General features: G+C 68.8%; 15 protein-coding genes. 8 read left to right on the forward strand and 7 right to left on the reverse strand.

Annotated elements, in window-relative coordinates; all coding sequences use genetic code 11:
* Positions 1–9: 9 nt before the first annotated feature.
* Positions 10–600, reverse strand: a complete 591-nt coding sequence (locus ESP70_RS18295; protein ID WP_149690714.1) for a biotin transporter BioY — start codon at positions 598–600, stop codon at positions 10–12.
* 95 nt (positions 601–695) lie between these two features.
* Here ESP70_RS18295 and ESP70_RS18300 point away from each other — a divergent pair, with 95 nt between their 5' ends.
* Positions 696–1,268 carry a TetR/AcrR family transcriptional regulator C-terminal domain-containing protein gene (locus tag ESP70_RS18300; protein WP_149690715.1) on the forward strand — a complete coding sequence of 191 codons (573 nt, stop codon included), beginning with the start codon at positions 696–698 and terminating at the stop codon, positions 1,266–1,268.
* Positions 1,269–1,275: 7 nt separating this feature from the next.
* On the opposite strand, the gene ESP70_RS18305 is transcribed toward ESP70_RS18300, so the two are convergent.
* Positions 1,276–1,773: an acyltransferase gene (locus tag ESP70_RS18305; RefSeq protein ID WP_188110694.1), complete on the reverse strand. Its 498-nt coding sequence runs from the start codon at positions 1,771–1,773 to the stop codon at positions 1,276–1,278.
* 155 nt (positions 1,774–1,928) lie between these two features.
* Here ESP70_RS18305 and gmd point away from each other — a divergent pair, with 155 nt between their 5' ends.
* Both gmd and ESP70_RS18315 read left to right on the forward strand, forming a co-directional pair.
* Complete coding sequence (gene gmd, locus ESP70_RS18310) at positions 1,929–2,915, forward strand: GDP-mannose 4,6-dehydratase (RefSeq protein ID WP_149690717.1); 987 nt, start codon at positions 1,929–1,931, stop codon at positions 2,913–2,915.
* Entirely contained in the window at positions 2,915–3,922 is a 1,008-nt protein-coding gene (locus ESP70_RS18315) for a GDP-mannose 4,6-dehydratase (RefSeq protein WP_149690718.1), read from the forward strand. Before gmd ends, ESP70_RS18315 begins: the two co-directional genes overlap by 1 nt.
* Here the strand turns inward: ESP70_RS18315 and ESP70_RS18320 are convergent, their stop codons facing one another.
* Both ESP70_RS18320 and ESP70_RS18325 read right to left on the reverse strand, forming a co-directional pair.
* Positions 3,923–5,149 (reverse strand): glycosyltransferase family 4 protein, encoded by a 1,227-nt coding sequence (locus ESP70_RS18320; protein ID WP_149690719.1) that lies wholly within the window; start codon positions 5,147–5,149, stop codon positions 3,923–3,925. It abuts the gene before it with no gap.
* Positions 5,150–5,157: 8 nt separating this feature from the next.
* The gene (locus ESP70_RS18325) at positions 5,158–6,123 is read right to left on the reverse strand and encodes an NAD-dependent epimerase/dehydratase family protein (protein ID WP_149690720.1); all 966 of its coding nucleotides are present in this window, start codon (positions 6,121–6,123) and stop codon (positions 5,158–5,160) included.
* A 343-nt stretch (positions 6,124–6,466) separates the two neighbouring features.
* Between ESP70_RS18325 and ESP70_RS18330 the strand changes: the two genes are divergently transcribed.
* On the forward strand, positions 6,467–7,162 hold the full coding sequence (locus ESP70_RS18330; RefSeq protein ID WP_223148769.1) for a class I SAM-dependent methyltransferase: 696 nt from the start codon (positions 6,467–6,469) through the stop codon (positions 7,160–7,162).
* Positions 7,159–8,229 carry a glycosyltransferase family 4 protein gene (locus ESP70_RS18335; RefSeq protein WP_149690722.1) on the forward strand — a complete coding sequence of 357 codons (1,071 nt, stop codon included), beginning with the start codon at positions 7,159–7,161 and terminating at the stop codon, positions 8,227–8,229. The genes ESP70_RS18330 and ESP70_RS18335 overlap by 4 nt, the downstream gene beginning before the upstream one ends.
* 2 nt (positions 8,230–8,231) lie before the next feature.
* Here the strand turns inward: ESP70_RS18335 and ESP70_RS18340 are convergent, their stop codons facing one another.
* On the reverse strand, positions 8,232–8,909 hold the full coding sequence (locus ESP70_RS18340) for a class I SAM-dependent methyltransferase (protein ID WP_149690723.1): 678 nt from the start codon (positions 8,907–8,909) through the stop codon (positions 8,232–8,234).
* Between the two features lie 245 nt (positions 8,910–9,154).
* Here ESP70_RS18340 and ESP70_RS18345 point away from each other — a divergent pair, with 245 nt between their 5' ends.
* The 3 genes from ESP70_RS18345 (at position 9,155) to ESP70_RS18355 (ending at position 13,016) form a co-directional block, all read left to right on the forward strand.
* Positions 9,155–10,627, forward strand: a complete 1,473-nt coding sequence (locus ESP70_RS18345; RefSeq protein WP_149690724.1) for a tyrosine-protein kinase domain-containing protein — start codon at positions 9,155–9,157, stop codon at positions 10,625–10,627.
* A 55-nt stretch (positions 10,628–10,682) separates the two neighbouring features.
* Positions 10,683–12,041 (forward strand): O-antigen ligase family protein, encoded by a 1,359-nt coding sequence (locus ESP70_RS18350; protein ID WP_149690725.1) that lies wholly within the window; start codon positions 10,683–10,685, stop codon positions 12,039–12,041.
* Between the two features lie 138 nt (positions 12,042–12,179).
* A complete protein-coding gene (locus ESP70_RS18355) occupies positions 12,180–13,016 on the forward strand; it encodes an FkbM family methyltransferase (protein WP_188110695.1) in 837 nt (278 codons plus the stop codon).
* A 43-nt stretch (positions 13,017–13,059) separates the two neighbouring features.
* Here ESP70_RS18355 and ESP70_RS18360 read toward each other — a convergent pair whose 3' ends face one another.
* Both ESP70_RS18360 and ESP70_RS20230 read right to left on the reverse strand, forming a co-directional pair.
* Entirely contained in the window at positions 13,060–14,517 is a 1,458-nt protein-coding gene (locus tag ESP70_RS18360; protein WP_149690727.1) for a GuaB1 family IMP dehydrogenase-related protein, read from the reverse strand.
* A 34-nt stretch (positions 14,518–14,551) separates the two neighbouring features.
* Complete coding sequence (locus ESP70_RS20230) at positions 14,552–14,716, reverse strand: hypothetical protein (RefSeq protein ID WP_188110696.1); 165 nt, start codon at positions 14,714–14,716, stop codon at positions 14,552–14,554.
* Positions 14,717–14,735: the final 19 nt, after the last annotated feature.

Below are 14,735 nucleotides of genomic sequence, written 5' to 3' on the forward strand. Positions count from 1 at the left end.
GGCCGAAGGCTACCGACCCCGGGTCAGGAGCGCGGGGAACGCGCGGTGCACGGCCGCGGCCACGACGGCCGCCGCAGCGAGCTTGGCGAGGTCGGCGGGGACGTACGCGAACGAGCTCTTGATCGTGGCCCAGAGCGGGGTGTCGGCGTACAGGGAGATGCCGGTCGCGCCGACCAGCCAGACCACGGTCTCGGCCACGAGGCCGCCGACCACCACGACGCCCGCCGTGATCGCGACGTTGCGGCGATGTGCGCGCTCGACCGCCAGCCCGACGATCAGCGCGGCGAAGGGGAACGCGAAGAGATAGCCGCCGGTGACGCCACTGAACTGCGCGATTCCGGAGCTGCCGCCGGCGAAGATCGGCAGGCCCGCCGCGCCCACGACGAGATAGAGCACCACGGTGAAGAAGCCGCGCTTGGCGCCGAGCACGGCGCCGGCGAGGAAGATGCCGAACAGCTGCAGGGTCACGGGCACGCCGTTGACGCCGAACGGGAGGGCTGCCGACACCGCACACACCGCGATCAGGGCGGCGAACGTGGCGATGAGGGCGAGGTCGGTGGTCGAGACGGTCGTGGCGCGCGACGAATCGGTGCTGGTCATGGGTCTCCTGAGGACGTACCTGAACGATGCTCAGGTGAACGGCGTTCAGGCTAGCGTATAGGCTGGTGAGACCGTCCATTCGACCCGGAGGCCACGTGCGCTATCACCGTTCCGACATCGTCGAACGTGCGGTCGGAATTCTCGACATGTACGGTCTGCCCGACATGTCGATGCGGCGGATCGCCTCCGAGCTGGGGCTGCAGCCGAGCGCGCTCTACCACCACTTCGCCAACAAGCAGGTGCTGCTGGCGGCGGTCGCTGACGAGCTGCTGGTGCGCGGCGCGCGACCCGTGCCGACGGATGAGCCGTGGGACGTGCAGGTTGTCGCGGTCAGCCGCGAGCTGCGCGACGGGATGCTCGCCTACCGCGACGGCGCCGAGCTGATCGCGACGGTCCACGCATTCGGGCTCGGGGCGGTGTCGCTCAACAGCCGGCTGGCCGGCGCGATCTCCGCGGGCGGCTTCGACGACGCGTTCGCGCGGTCTGCTGCCACGACGATCCTCTACTTCGTGTTCGGCCACGTCTCGGACGAGCAGACCCACCTGCAGGCCAACAGTGTCGGCGCGATCGACGACGAGCCGCTCGATCGCGCGGGCGCCGACTCGTTCGAGCTCGGTCTCACCCTGATCCTCGACGGCATCCGCCAGCGTCAGGGCGTCGAGGCCTGAGCGCAGCTCAGACCGGCAGGTCGCGGATCCGTCGCGCGGGCGTGCCGGCATAGAACCCGTTGGGCTCGCAGTCGCCGGTGACGACCGAGCCGGCGCCGATGATGCAGCCCTCGCCGATCGTGACGCCGGGCTGCACGATGACGTTCACCCCGATCCAGGTGCCGTCACCGATCGTGATGGGCAAGGACTTCGCCGGACCCATGCGCCGGGTCGACGGGCCCACGTCGTGCGTCGTGGTGATGAGCTGTGAGAAGAAGCCGATGCCACAGTCGCGGCCGATCGTGATGCGCGCGGCGGACTCGAAGAACACGCACCAGTTGATGACGGTCCGCTCGCCGATCGAGACGTTGGGGCTGCTGAACACGAACCGCGGATGGATCTCCTTGGTCTTCGTGTCGACGCCCCAGGCCCGCAGGATGATGCGGCGGATCGAGCGGGGCATCAGCTGGGCCGCGACCACCGAGTTGATGAACGCCCGGGCGGCAACTCGGAGCACGGTCTTCACGGCCCAGAGACTATCAACGGCGCTGGCGGTGAATGACGTGCCCATCACGCCGGATCGCTCTCGTACGGCGTCGGCGCTCCCCTATGCTGGTCCGAGCGAGAAGCCCCGAGGCTTGTCGCCCACCACGAGACTCTCCCACGACATCAAGGCAGGTCATGAAGCGCGCGTTCATCACCGGTATCACCGGCCAGGACGGTTCCTATCTCGCCGAGCTGCTGTTGTCCAAGGGCTATGACGTCCACGGCCTCGTACGCCGCTCGTCGTCGTTCAACCGCGGCCGCATCGACCCGATCTGGCAGAACGATCCCGTAGCGGCCGAGCGACTGCACCTGCACTACGGCGACATGACCGACGGGGTCAGCCTGGTCAACCTCATCCGGGAGATCCGCCCCGACGAGGTCTACAACCTGGCTGCCCAGAGTCACGTCAAGGTGTCGTTCGAGATGCCCGAATACACCGCGTCAGCCGACGGGATCGGCACGATCCGCCTGCTCGAGGCGATCCGTGCGGCCAAGCTCGAGACCAAGTTCTACCAGGCCTCGACGTCGGAGATGTTCGGCGCGACGCCGCCGCCGCAGAACGAGGACACCAAGTTCTACCCCCGCTCGCCCTACGGAGCGGCCAAGCTCTACGCGCACTGGGTCACGGTCAACTACCGCGAGGCCTACGACATGTTCACGGTGTCGGGCATCTTGTTCAACCACGAGTCACCCCGACGCGGCGAGACGTTCGTGACCCGCAAGATCACCCGGGCCGTGGCGCGCATCCAGGCCGGCACCCAGAAGGATCTCGTGCTCGGCAACATCGACTCGATCCGTGACTGGGGCTACGCCAAGGAGTACGTCGAGGGCATGTGGCGCATGCTGCAGCACGACGAGCCCACGGACTTCGTGCTGGCCACTGGCACCGGTACGACCGTGCGTGAGTTCTGCGAGCTCGCGTTCTCCCACGTCGGTCTCGACTGGCGCGACTACGTCACCCACGACGAGCGCTACGAACGGCCGACCGAGGTGGACGCGCTCCTCGGTGATCCGTCCAAGGCTAACGACCTGCTGGGCTGGAAGGCCGCCACCGGAACCGCCGAGCTCGCCCGGCTCATGGTCGACGCGGACATCGCGTTGCTGGGCTCGTCCGACAGTTGATGGCGCCGACGGCGCTGGTCACCGGCGCCGGGGGACAGGACGGCGTCCTGCTCGCCCGTCACCTGCTGGCCCAGGGCTACCGCGTCGTCGGCACGGTGCAGCCCGGGGCGGTCGCACCGCTGAACGCCTACCTCGTGGACGTCGATGTCGTCGAGCACGACGTCCGCGACCAGGCCGGCTTCGAGCAGTTGCTGGAGCAGCACCGGCCCGACGAGATCTACAACCTCGCCGGGTTCACGTCGGTGGCGGCGAGCTGGTCGCAGGCCGAGCTGGTCGCGGACGTCAACGCCGTGGCAGTGGAACGCATGCTCGACTCGGTGATCCGGTTCGGCGCGGGAGGCAAGGTCCCGAGGTTCTTCCAGGCCTCGAGCTCTGAGGTCTACGGGCCGTCGGCGACCAACCCCCAGGACGAGTCGACGCCGCACGCTCCCCGCAATCCGTACGCGGAGTCCAAGAGTCGGGCCCAGGCCGCGGTCACGCAGCGGCGTGACCACGACGGCCTCTTCGCCAGCGTCGGGATCCTCTACAACCACGAGAGCCAGCTCCGGGGCGCCGGCTTCGTGACCCGCAAGATCACGCGCGCCGCTGCGGAGATCGCCGAGGGCCGCCGCGACTCGGTCGTGCTCGGCAACCTGACGGTGTCGCGCGACTGGGGAGCCGCGCGCGACTACGTCGTCGCGATGCATCGTGCCCTGCAGCACGACGAGCCGCAGGACTACGTCATCGCGACCGGGCAGCTGCACTCGCTCGGGGACCTGCTCGAGGTGGCGTTCGAGGCGGCCGGCGTGGCGGATCCGTGGTCGTACGTCGAGCAGGACCCCGCACTCCTCAGGTCCGCGGACTCACCGGGCCTCGCGGGCGACGCGCGGCGTGCGGAGAAGCTGCTGGGCTGGTCGCCGACGACGTCGTTCGCCCAGGTGATCCAGGAGATGGTCGAGGTCGACCGCAGGCGGGTGCGAAGCGGCGTCGAGGAGGACGTCACCTACCTCTCGCAGCCCACCGCCTGATCAGACCGTCGAGCTGGACCGCGCCGCGGTGACGTCGGTGAGGATCGTCTCGAACTCCGCGGCGACCTTGTCGACGTCGAACTTCTGCTCGGCGACCTCGCGGGAGCGCTTGCCGATCGTGGCGACCAGCTCGGGATCGGCCTCAAGCGTCACGAGCCACTCGACGGAGGCCAGGGCGCCGGCCGTCGACGGCAGACCGACGTGTCCACCCGTGGCGACGATGTCGGCGGCGGCCGGGTTGTCGGCCGGCATGAGTCCGAGGATCGGCCGGCCGGCCGCCATGTAGGACAGCACCTTGCTGGGGATCGAGAACTTCGTGGCGTCCGGCTCGAGCAGCGCGACGAGGACGTCGGCCGTGCCCAGCACGTTCGGCAGATCGGCAGCCGGCTGGAACGGCAGGACCCGCACCGGCAGCTTCTCGTCGCGGGCGATCGTCGCCAGGTCGTCGGCAGCCTCGCCCTCGGAGATCACCGCGATCTCGGCGTCGATGCCCTTGGAACGCACCGTCGTCAGCAGGTCGATCAGGAGCCGGGGGTTGTGCTTGCGGCCGAGCGTGCCGGCATAGACGAGCCGAAGCTCGGTGCCGGCATCGAACAGGTCGGCCGTACGCGCGTTGTCGCGCTCGACCGGATAGATCTTGTCGAGCGGCGCCCAGTTGGGGATCACCGACACGTGGTCCGTCGGGACGTTCCAGTCGCGGTAGACGCCCTCGAACGCATCACCGATCGCGACGACGTGAGCCGCCCGCCGGGCGCAACGTGCCTCCAGCCCCACGAGCACCTTGCCACCGAGCCACGCCAGCGGGCGTGGCAGCTTGCGGCGCAGCTCGTCAGCGAGAGCGAAGCTGTAGATGTCCTGGTGCCACAGCACCCACGCCAGCTTGCGGCGCTTGGCGTGGCGGGAGAAGAGGAACAGCGTGATCAGAGGCAGGTTGCACGCAATGACGACATCGGGAGACCACGAGCGCAGCTGCGCGATCCACTCGTGGGCGTACGCCCGCTCCCAGCGGAGCCGGGAGAACGGCGCGTACTTCTTGAACGGCAGGTCGAGCTTGATCGAGCTGAACGTCAGCGAGTCCGGGTCGTCGTCCTGGTGCTCCAGGTGACCCTTGCCGCTGACGTACTGCTCCGCCGAGACGTGCTCCACGGTGTGCCCGCGTCCGGCGAGCTTGCGCGACAGCTCGGCCTGGAACGGGTGGCCGGAGAAGTCGTGGACGATGACCTCCATCGCCGGGTCTAGCCTCGGGACTTGAGCTGGTCGTAGATCCAGCTGTAGGTCTTCTCCAGCCCGTCACGCAGCGAGATCGACGGCTCCCAGCCGTAGATCTCGTGGAACATCGTGTTGTCGGAGTTGCGGCCGCGTACGCCCTGGGGCGCCGAGAGGTCGTGGTTCTTGGTCACCGTGATGCCGGCGATGTCCTCGAGGATGCCGATCATCTGGTTGATCGTCACGAGCTCGGAGGAGCCGAGGTTCACCGGCTCGACGTTGTCGCCCGCGAGGATCTCCTGCGAGCCACGGACGCAGTCGTCGATGTACATGAAGCTGCGGCTCTGCTCGCCGTCGCCCCAGACCTCGATCGTGTGGTCACCGCTGAGCTTGGCCTGCGCGATCTTGCGCGACAGCGCGGCGGGAGCCTTCTCGCGGCCACCCTCGAACGTACCCTCGGGGCCGTAGACGTTGTGGTAGCGGGCGATGCGGGTCTCGATGCCGAAGTCCTCGCGGAAGTGGCGGGCCATGCGCTCGCTGAAGAGCTTCTCCCAGCCGTAGCCGTCCTCGGGGTCGGCCGGGTAGGCGTCGGACTCCTTGAGGGCCGTCACGTTGGGGTCGGTCTGCTTGTCGCCGGCGTAGACGCAGGCCGAGCTGCTGTAGAAGTAGCGCTGCGTGCCCGCGTCGCGGGCGGCGACCAGCACGTTGGTGCTCGTGAGCACCGACAGCATGCACTCGGCCTTGTTGTTCTCGATGAAGCCCATGCCGCCCATGTCGGCCGCGAGGTTGTAGATCTCCTCGGTGCCGACGGCGATCTTGTGCGCGTCGCCCATGTCGGCGCAGTCGGCGACGACGTTCTCCGCGTCGGCGTGGACCTGGTACCACTCGTCCTGGGGCTTGATGTCCACGGCGCGGACGTCCTTGCCCTGGTTGAGGAGGTCGGCAACCAGGTGCCCACCGATAAATCCTCCAGCTCCGGTCACGAGTACCGTCATCGTCCGCAGACCTCCGCATGTGTGTTGGTGATGTCGCCCATTGGATCACGAGCGCGAACCGTGAGTCACAACGACCGCTCGCAACAGAAGTTCCGTCGCGCACGCGGTCGAGGCTCCTCATCGTACTGGCGTCGTCGCGCTGGTGAGACGACTTTCAGGCGTGTTCGCCCATCGGTGGCCTCGCCTGTTGTGGGATGCTGGCGCTGTCACCATCCACGGCACGATCCGGGTGGTGACCTGTCGATCCCTGTGATGAGGAGCTGTGGTGTCCGAGGAGTCGTTCGTTCCGAACCCCACTCTCGAGCGTCTGTACCCCGAGGCCGCGGTGGGCGGTTTTTCGCGGGTGGACGGTCAGATCGAGTTCTACACGCGCATCAACGCGCTGGTCGACGAGAAGAGCCACGTGCTCGACTTCGGCGCCGGCCGCGGCCTGTGGGCGGTCGAGCCGATGCCGGAGATGTCCCGCCGGCTCCGCCGGCTCAAGGGGCGGGTCGCCCGGGTGGTCGGCACCGACGTCGACGCCGCGGTTGCGACCAACGACACACTCGACGAGTCCCACGTCGTGCCGATCGGTGAGCCGCTGCCCTTCGCCGACGAGACGTTCGACCTGGTGATCGCGGACTACGTGCTGGAGCACGTCGACGCCGGCGACGCGCAGGATGTCGCCGACGAGATCATGCGCGTCCTCAAGCCCGGCGGCTGGCTCGCCGCCCGCACGCCCAACAAGTGGGGTACGACCGGCATCGGCGCGCGCATCGTTCCCAACCGGCTGCACGTGCGCATGCTCAAGCGGCTCCAGCCCGATCGCAAGCCGGAGGACGTCTTCCCGGTCCGCTACCAGATGAACACCCGCAAGCACCTGCGCCGGCTGTTCGCCCGGCACCACCCCTACGTCTACGGGCACACCAGCGAGCCGGCCTACTTCGGGAAGTCGGTCGCGGCGTGGCGGCTGGCCGCGACGTTTGCCCGCCTGACCCCGCCGGGCCTCGCGCCGACCCTCATGGTGTTCGTGCAGAAGAGCGGCGCGGCCGCGGGGTGAGGATCGTCGTCGACGCGATGTGCGCCGAGTTCGGCGGCATCCGTACGTACGTGGAACATCTCCTCGGCCGATGGCACGAGGTCCACCCCGAGGACGAGCTGCACGTGCTGGTGCCCGAGGGCATGAGCCTGCCGACTGCGGGGCATGTCCGTCACGAGCTGCGGGTCCGCCGTCCGCGCGAGATCGGCCGGCCCTGGGCGCAGACCGCGACGATGCGTCGGCTGGCGCGCCGGGTCGGCGCCGATGCCGTCATCGCGACGGCGCCCACGACGACCGTCATCCGCCCCGGCGCCCCGATGGCCGTCGTGATCCTGGACCTGCGCCACGAGCTGCGGCCCGAGCAGTTCAGCCGCCGCACCAAGATCCTGCGGAAGATCTCATACGGACGCACGTACCGCCTCGCCGATCACTTCCTGTCGATCTCGCAGCGCAGCCTCGACGACCTCCACGAGCTGCACCCGCGCCTCCGTGACGTCCCGGCGACCGTGACCTACCTCGGCGCCGATCACGTCAGGGCCTGGCCCCGAGCCGACTCGGTCGGACCGGCGGTGACGTTCGCGCACCACACCAACAAGAACCCCGACCTCGTGCTCGACGGCTGGCGGAGCCTGGTCGACCGCGGTGGCGAGGTGCCACCGCTGCTCATGCTGGGCGTCGGGAGTCACCGCGACGCCCTGGCAGAAGCCATCGCGCGGCGCGGCCTCGGCGATCACGTACGCCTCGCGCCGTTCCTGCCCGACGACGAGTTCCAGCGCGTCATGGCCGCGGCGCAGCTGGTCGTGTTCCCGTCGGACTTCGAGGGTTTCGGCCTGCCGGTCGTCGAGGCGATGCAGCTGGGCACCCCGGTCGTGATCGGCCCCGAAAGGGCGACGACCGAGATCGCCGGCGGTCACGCATACGTGATGCGCGACTGGACTGCGGAGGCTCTGGCCGACGCCGTCGAGGCAGCCGGCCGGCAGACGCCGGAGCAGCGAGAGGCCGCACGGCAGCACGGCAACGCGTTCACGTGGGACCGCACGGTCGCCCAGACCCGCGCGGCCCTCGCCGCGATGGCGGGCCGGGCCTGACCTCAGGCGGCCGGGCGGACCGCCTCGAAGAACATGCTCTCGGGCCGTACCTCGACCTCGGTGACCTGCGGGAGGTCGCCCTCCTGATAGGCGAGCTCGCGGAAGTTCGTGAAGCCGGCGTCCTCGACCATGGCCTTGACCAGGTCGCGGGTCGGCTGCCACTTGTGCGCGCTGCCACCCAGCATGAACGTGATCTGCCGGCGGCCCTTGGGACGCGCAACGGGGTAGGCGTTGATGCGCTCGTTGAAGTGCTCGCCGCCCTGGCCCTCCAGGAGCTGACGAGCCCACAGCTCGCCGTCAGGCAGCGCGAGCCGGAGGATGCCACCGGGCGCCATGACGCGGTAGGCCTCCTTGACGAGCTCGCGCGCCTCCTGCAGGTAGATGTGCTCGAGCATGTGCGAGGAGTAGATCGCCTCGACCGTGCCGTCTGCCTGGGGGAGCGGCTTGGTGAGGTCGCGACGCTGGACGTTGTCGGGCCAGGTCTGGATGTGGCCGGGCGTCAGGATCTTGAGCTTCACGAGGAGGCTGCGCAGGAACGGGACCCGACGCAGCAGCATGACCGGCGACTTGTCGTAGTTCTCCCAGCCGGGCAGCGCGACGATGCCGCAGCCCAGATTGACACGGATGCCCGTGGTCGACGGAGCTGGGGCGTTCGACGAGGCGGTGACCTCAGACGTCATGACGTTTCTCCTCTAGGGTGTGGCCGATGGCTCGGCAGTATCGTACGCGGAGCGCACGCTGGAAGGGCGACCAGCACCGAGGCTGCTCATGGAATGATGAGCGTCACTGTGTGCCCGTCCGGTGAGTCGATCCAGATGTGCGTAGAATCGGCTGCGGCTGAGGGTCATACCGGCTGAGGGTCGTACATGGTGCAGCGGGCACACGACAACGGTGTCGAACGAGGAAGACGAGAGCGAGGACTGCAGTGGAGCTGCGTCAATTCCTCAACACGATTGCGCGTCGATGGAAGTTCGTCACGGCATTCCTGATCATCGGGGTGGTCCTGGCGGGCTGGCTGTCCGCCAGTGCGGCGCCGGTCTACTCCGCGACCTCGCGAGTCTTCATCTCGACGCAGTCCAGCACGACAGCGGACGCCTATCAGGCCAGCATCTTCTCGATCCAGCGCGTGACGTCCTACGCCCAACTGGCGAGCGACGAGTCGGTCCTGACCAAGGTCATCAGCCGCCTGAGCCTCGACGAGACCCCCGAAGAGCTGTCCAAGCAGGTCACCGCCACGGTCGACACCAACACGGTCGTCATCGCGATCACCGCCAAGGCGGACAACGTCGACGAGGCGCGTCTCCTGGCCGAGACCGTCGGTGACGAGATCACCAAGCTCGTGGCCCGTCTCGAGCGACCCGACAACCCGGCAGCTCAGGCGCCGGTGGTGGCGAGGGTCGTCGGCAAGCCGAGCTTCAGTGACTCCCCGATCAGCCCCAACATCCCCCTCAACGTCGTCGTCGGCGGCATCCTCGGCCTGCTGATCGGCCTCGGTGGTGCGGTCCTCCGAGAGCTCCTCGACACGTCGGTGACGTCCGTCGAGCAGGCGGTGGAGTCCGCAAGCTCGACGGTGCTCGTGACGGTGCCGCTCGATCCCATCGTCAGCAAGCACCCCCTCATCAGCGACGAGCTCGGCAGTCGCGAGATTTCTGAGGCGTTCCGCGTCCTCAGGACCAACCTGCAGTTCGTCAACGTCGACTCCGAGATGCGCTGCATCGTCGTCTCGAGCGCGCTGGCCAACGAGGGCAAGACGCTCTCGGCCGCCAACCTCGCCGTCTCGATGGCGCAGAACGGTCAGTCCGTCCTGCTCATCGACTGCGACTTCCGCAACCCGCAGATGCCCCTGCTCCTGGGCCTCGAGCAGTCCGTCGGGCTGTCCACGGTCCTGCTCGGCCGCAGCGGGCTCCCCGAGGCGATCCAGACGCACGACAGCGGCTTCTACTTCCTCGCGACCGGTCGCGTACCCCCCAACCCTGCCGAGGTCCTGCAGACGCAGGCCATGCGTGAGCTCCTCGTCGAGGCGCGCAATCGCTTCGACGTCGTGCTCATCGATGCGCCGCCGCTGCTGCCGGTCGCCGACGCGACGATCCTGGCGAGCCAGGCCGACTGTGTGCTGCTCGTCGCCGCGCACGGACAGACGCGACGCGAGCAGCTGCGCCTCGCTGCTGAGCGCGTCGAGCTCGCCGGCGGCCGCATCGCGGGTGTCGTGCTCAACATGATCCCCAAGCGCCGCTTCGGCACGTACGGCTATGGCTACGGATATGGCTACGGCTACGGGGAAGTGACGCCCAAGAAGTCGAGCGGCTCCAAGCGCCGTGATCGTGCCGCGGCGAAGGCCAAGGAAAAGCGTGCCGCGAGCAACAACCGGCGCCGCGAGAAGTCCTCGACCCGGTCATGACCCGTCCTGGTCGCTGCCGGCTCGACAGCGCGGTCCGCTCGGCCGTGGTGGCCACATGCGCGGCTTGCTAGGTCGACGCCGCGCGTCGTTCGGCCGGCTCGCCTCCACGATGCTGGTGGTCGGCTGCGTCCTCATGCTGTTCCTGCTCGTCGCCGCGTCGACCATCCTGCCGTTCCCGGCCATCGGTGCTGCGGTCTTCCTGGTCGTGTTCCTCGCCCTGGGGTTCGAACGATGCGGGACCCTGCTGATGATCCTCGCGGTGTTCTTCGCGCCGATGAACAACGTACGAGCCGTCGCCGGCACTGCGTCGATCACCGCGTCGGACGTGCTGTTCCTCGTCGGCATGGGGCTCCTGCTGCCCAGCATCATGCGCAAGCCCCTGAAGCTGCCGGCCCCCTACGTGGTGGGAGCCGCCGGCCTGGTGAGCTTCGGCATCGTGGCGTCGCTGGTCAGCGGCACGCCCCTGCTGAGTCTCCTGTTGATGTCGCGGCTCGTGATCGCGGCGATCGTCCTGCCGGTGATCTTCATGTGGTGGCGGCCCAATCTGCGCCTGCTCGTGATCATGGCGAGCGGCTACGTGTGCGGCGAGATCATCAGCGTCTTCTACTCGTTGATCGACCCCGCCCAGGTCCAGCGCGCCTACGGGCTCACGACGCACGTCAACAACTTCGGTCTCGCCTCGCTGCTGGCGATGTGCCTGCTCCCGTTCATCTGGACGCAGCTGCCGAGCCGGCTGCGGGGGTTCACCTGGCTCGCCGGCCTGATCTGCGCGTGGGGCGTGTGGACGAGCGGCAGCCGCGCGGCCCTGCTCATGGTCGGTCTCGTGGCGCTGTTGTTCCCGCTCCTCGAACGTTCGGGCAAGGTCGCCTGGCTCGGCGCGTTCACCGGCACTGTTGGGCTCTTGTTCCTCTCGCGCATCGAGAACGCCGATTCGAGGAGCGCGCTGGGCCGACTGTTCGGCGGCGACGCGTCGGTCAACTCCGACCGCGAGCGCACCAATGCGCTTGCGCTTGGGTGGAAGCAGTTCAACGAGCGGCCGATCACCGGCCGTGGCTTCGTCGACGTCATCGACTTCCACAACATCTATCTGGGTGTCGCCGTGGCGGTCGGTGTGATCGGTCTCGCGTTCATGCTGACGCTGCTGTGGTCGGCCGTCCAGCCGCTCTTCTTCGCCCCGCGCCCCTATGGGCTCATGGCCTACGCCGCGCTGGCCTACGCCGGCTTCGGCGCGCTGTCGACCAACCTGTGGGACCGCTTCGTCTGGATCGTCCTGTCGATGATCCTCGCGGCCCGGATGCTCGCGGAGGACGCGATGGAGGCGGAGGCCAAGGAGCAGGCCGAGAGACCAGATGCCGAACCGCTCGGTTCGGCGATGACGCGGCCGCCGCTGCAGCTGTCCTCGCGATCGTTCTGATGTGTCGGGCGGGCGGACCGCTCGGTGGCGCGGGGCGCTCGTAGACTACGACCTGAAACGAAGGAGATCACGATGTGGGGTCGGTCCGTTGCGGCTGAAAGCGTCACACGCCGTCTGTGGCGACGGGCGCGCTGGTTCGTGCGCGACAGGTGGCCGGACCGCGACGTGGTCCGTGAGGTGCAGGGCGTACGCATGCATCTTCCCTGGTCACACCGGCTGCCCGACTATGCGCGCGTTGCGCCGGACTACGGCCAGAACCTCATCCGCCTCGCGGCACTCCTGGCCGAGGGCAACCGTCCACTGACGGTCCTCGACGTCGGCGCCAACATTGGCGACTCGACGATGCAGATCCTCGAGGCCACCGACGCGCGGGTCCTGTGTGTCGAGGCGGACGGCTTCTTCGTCAACTACCTCGAGCGCAACGTCGGCAACGACGACCGGGTCGCGATCGAGGCGTCGCTGCTGTCGGCGTCGGCCGATGACGTCGCGATGTCGCCCGTACGCGTCGGTGGCACGACCCGCTTCGAGCCGGGCGCCTCCGAGGTCACCGCGCCCACCGTCACGACCGCGGTGCTCCGTGAGCGCCACCCCGAGTTCGCCGACCTGCGGCTCGCGAAGTCGGACACCGACGGCTACGACGTCGAGCTCATCCCGGCCATTGCGCGCACCTGGGCCCACTCGCGCCCGGTCCTGTTCCTCGAGTACGACCACGCGCTGTCACGGCTCGCCGGCAACGACCCGCTGGCTCTGTGGCCCGAGCTCGCGGAGCTCGGCTACACGCGCGTGGCCGCGTGGGACAACTCCGGGCAGCCCGTGGACCAGTGGGCCGTCGACGAGATCGCCCAGCACACGGCCGTGCTCGACGTCACCGACGGCGAGGTGGCGCACCGCTACTGGGACGTCGCGGTGGTCCACGGCGAGGACGCCGTCGGCCTCGCCGCAATCAACCAGCTGGTGCCCGTCACCCAGCCATAACGAGCGGCGGAACGAGCGGACGAGGAACGAGTCCGCCCCCCGCCTACCAGCTGGCGTGCAGCGGGCGACCCTCGTCGTAGCCGGCGGAGCTCTGCAGGCCGACGATCGCGCGCTCGTGGAACTCCGCGAGCGACCGGGCACCGGCGTAGGTTGCGCTCGACCGTACGCCGGCGGTGATCGCGTCGACGAGGTCCTCGACGCTAGGGCGGTCGGGGTCGAGGAACATGCGCGACGACGAGATGCCCTCCTCGAACAGCGCCATGCGGGCACGCTCGAACCCGGCGGCGTCGCGCGTGCGGTTGGACACCGCGCGGGCCGAGGCCATGCCGAACGACTCCTTGTAGGGCCGACCGTCGGGGCCGACCTTGAGGTCGCCGGGGCTCTCGAGCGTCCCGGCGAACCACGAGCCGATCATGACGCTGGCCGCACCGGCCGCGAGTGCCAGGGCGACGTCACGGGGATAGCGGACGCCGCCGTCGGCCCATACGTGCGCGCCGAGCTCGCGGGCAGCATCGGCGCACTCCAGGACGGCGGAGAACTGCGGCCGGCCGACGCCGGTCATCATGCGGGTCGTGCACATCGCGCCGGGCCCCACGCCGACCTTGACGATGTCGGCTCCGGCGGCGACCAGGTCGCGTACGCCGTCGGCGGACACCACGTTGCCCGCGGCGATCGGGACGCGGTGCCCCGAGGTCGACTCGTACGCGTCACGGGCCGCGACGACGAGCGGCAGCGCCTCGAGCATCTTCTCCTGGTGACCGTGGGCGGTGTCGACCACGAGCACGTCGATGCCCATCGCCAGAAGGTCGGCGGCCTTGCCGGACACGTCGCCGTTGATGCCGACCGCGGCGCCGATCACGAGCGCACCTGACGCGTCGACCGCCGGCTGGTAGATCGTCGAGCGCAAGGCACCCTTGCGGGTCAGGACGCCGACGAGCTGCCCACCGTCGAGGACGGGGGCGAAGTCGATGTGCCGCGCCGACATCTCGTTGAAGGACGTCTGCGGATCCGTGCCCGCGTCGAACGTCAGGATGTCGGACGTCATGACCTCACGGACCTGGGCGAAGCGGTCGATCTCGGTGCCGTCGCGCTCGGTGACGATGCCGAGCACCTTGCCGTCCTCGACCACCACGACGGCGCCGTGGGCACGCTTGGGGATCAGGCTCATGGCCTCGCCGACCGTGGTCGACGGGTTGACCGTCACGGGGGTGTCGTAGACCGTGTGCGCGGCCTTCACGCGCCGCACCGTGGCCGCCACGATGTCGAGCGGGATGTCCTGCGGGATGATCGCGATCCCGCCGCGCCGGGCGATCGTCTCGGCCATCCGCTTGCCCGAGATCGCGGTCATGTTGGCGACGACGAGCGGCAGCGTGGTGCCGACACCGTCAGCCGTCGACAGGTCGACGTCGAAGCGGCTCGTCACGTCGGAGCGACCCGGGACCATGAACACGTCGTTGTAGGTCAGGTCGTACGTGGGCAGCAGGTTGTTGAGGAACTTCACCGCACAATTCTAGGTGCCCCGTGGGCATCCGCGCTCACCCGCTGCGGCGGCCCGCCTCGTAGGGAGCATCGACCAGGAATGCGATGCCGCACTGACGGCACATGCCGGTGCCCGCTTCGAGGTCTTCGGGCAGGTCGATCTCGCCCTCGCACGCCTCGCACACCATGGCGAGACCGATGAGTGCCAAGGAACGCCTCATGTCGCTCTCCTTCCGTCAT

Origin of the sequence: Aeromicrobium ginsengisoli, assembly GCF_004134905.2 — a bacterium.
Lineage (GTDB): Bacteria > Actinomycetota > Actinomycetes > Propionibacteriales > Nocardioidaceae > Aeromicrobium > Aeromicrobium ginsengisoli.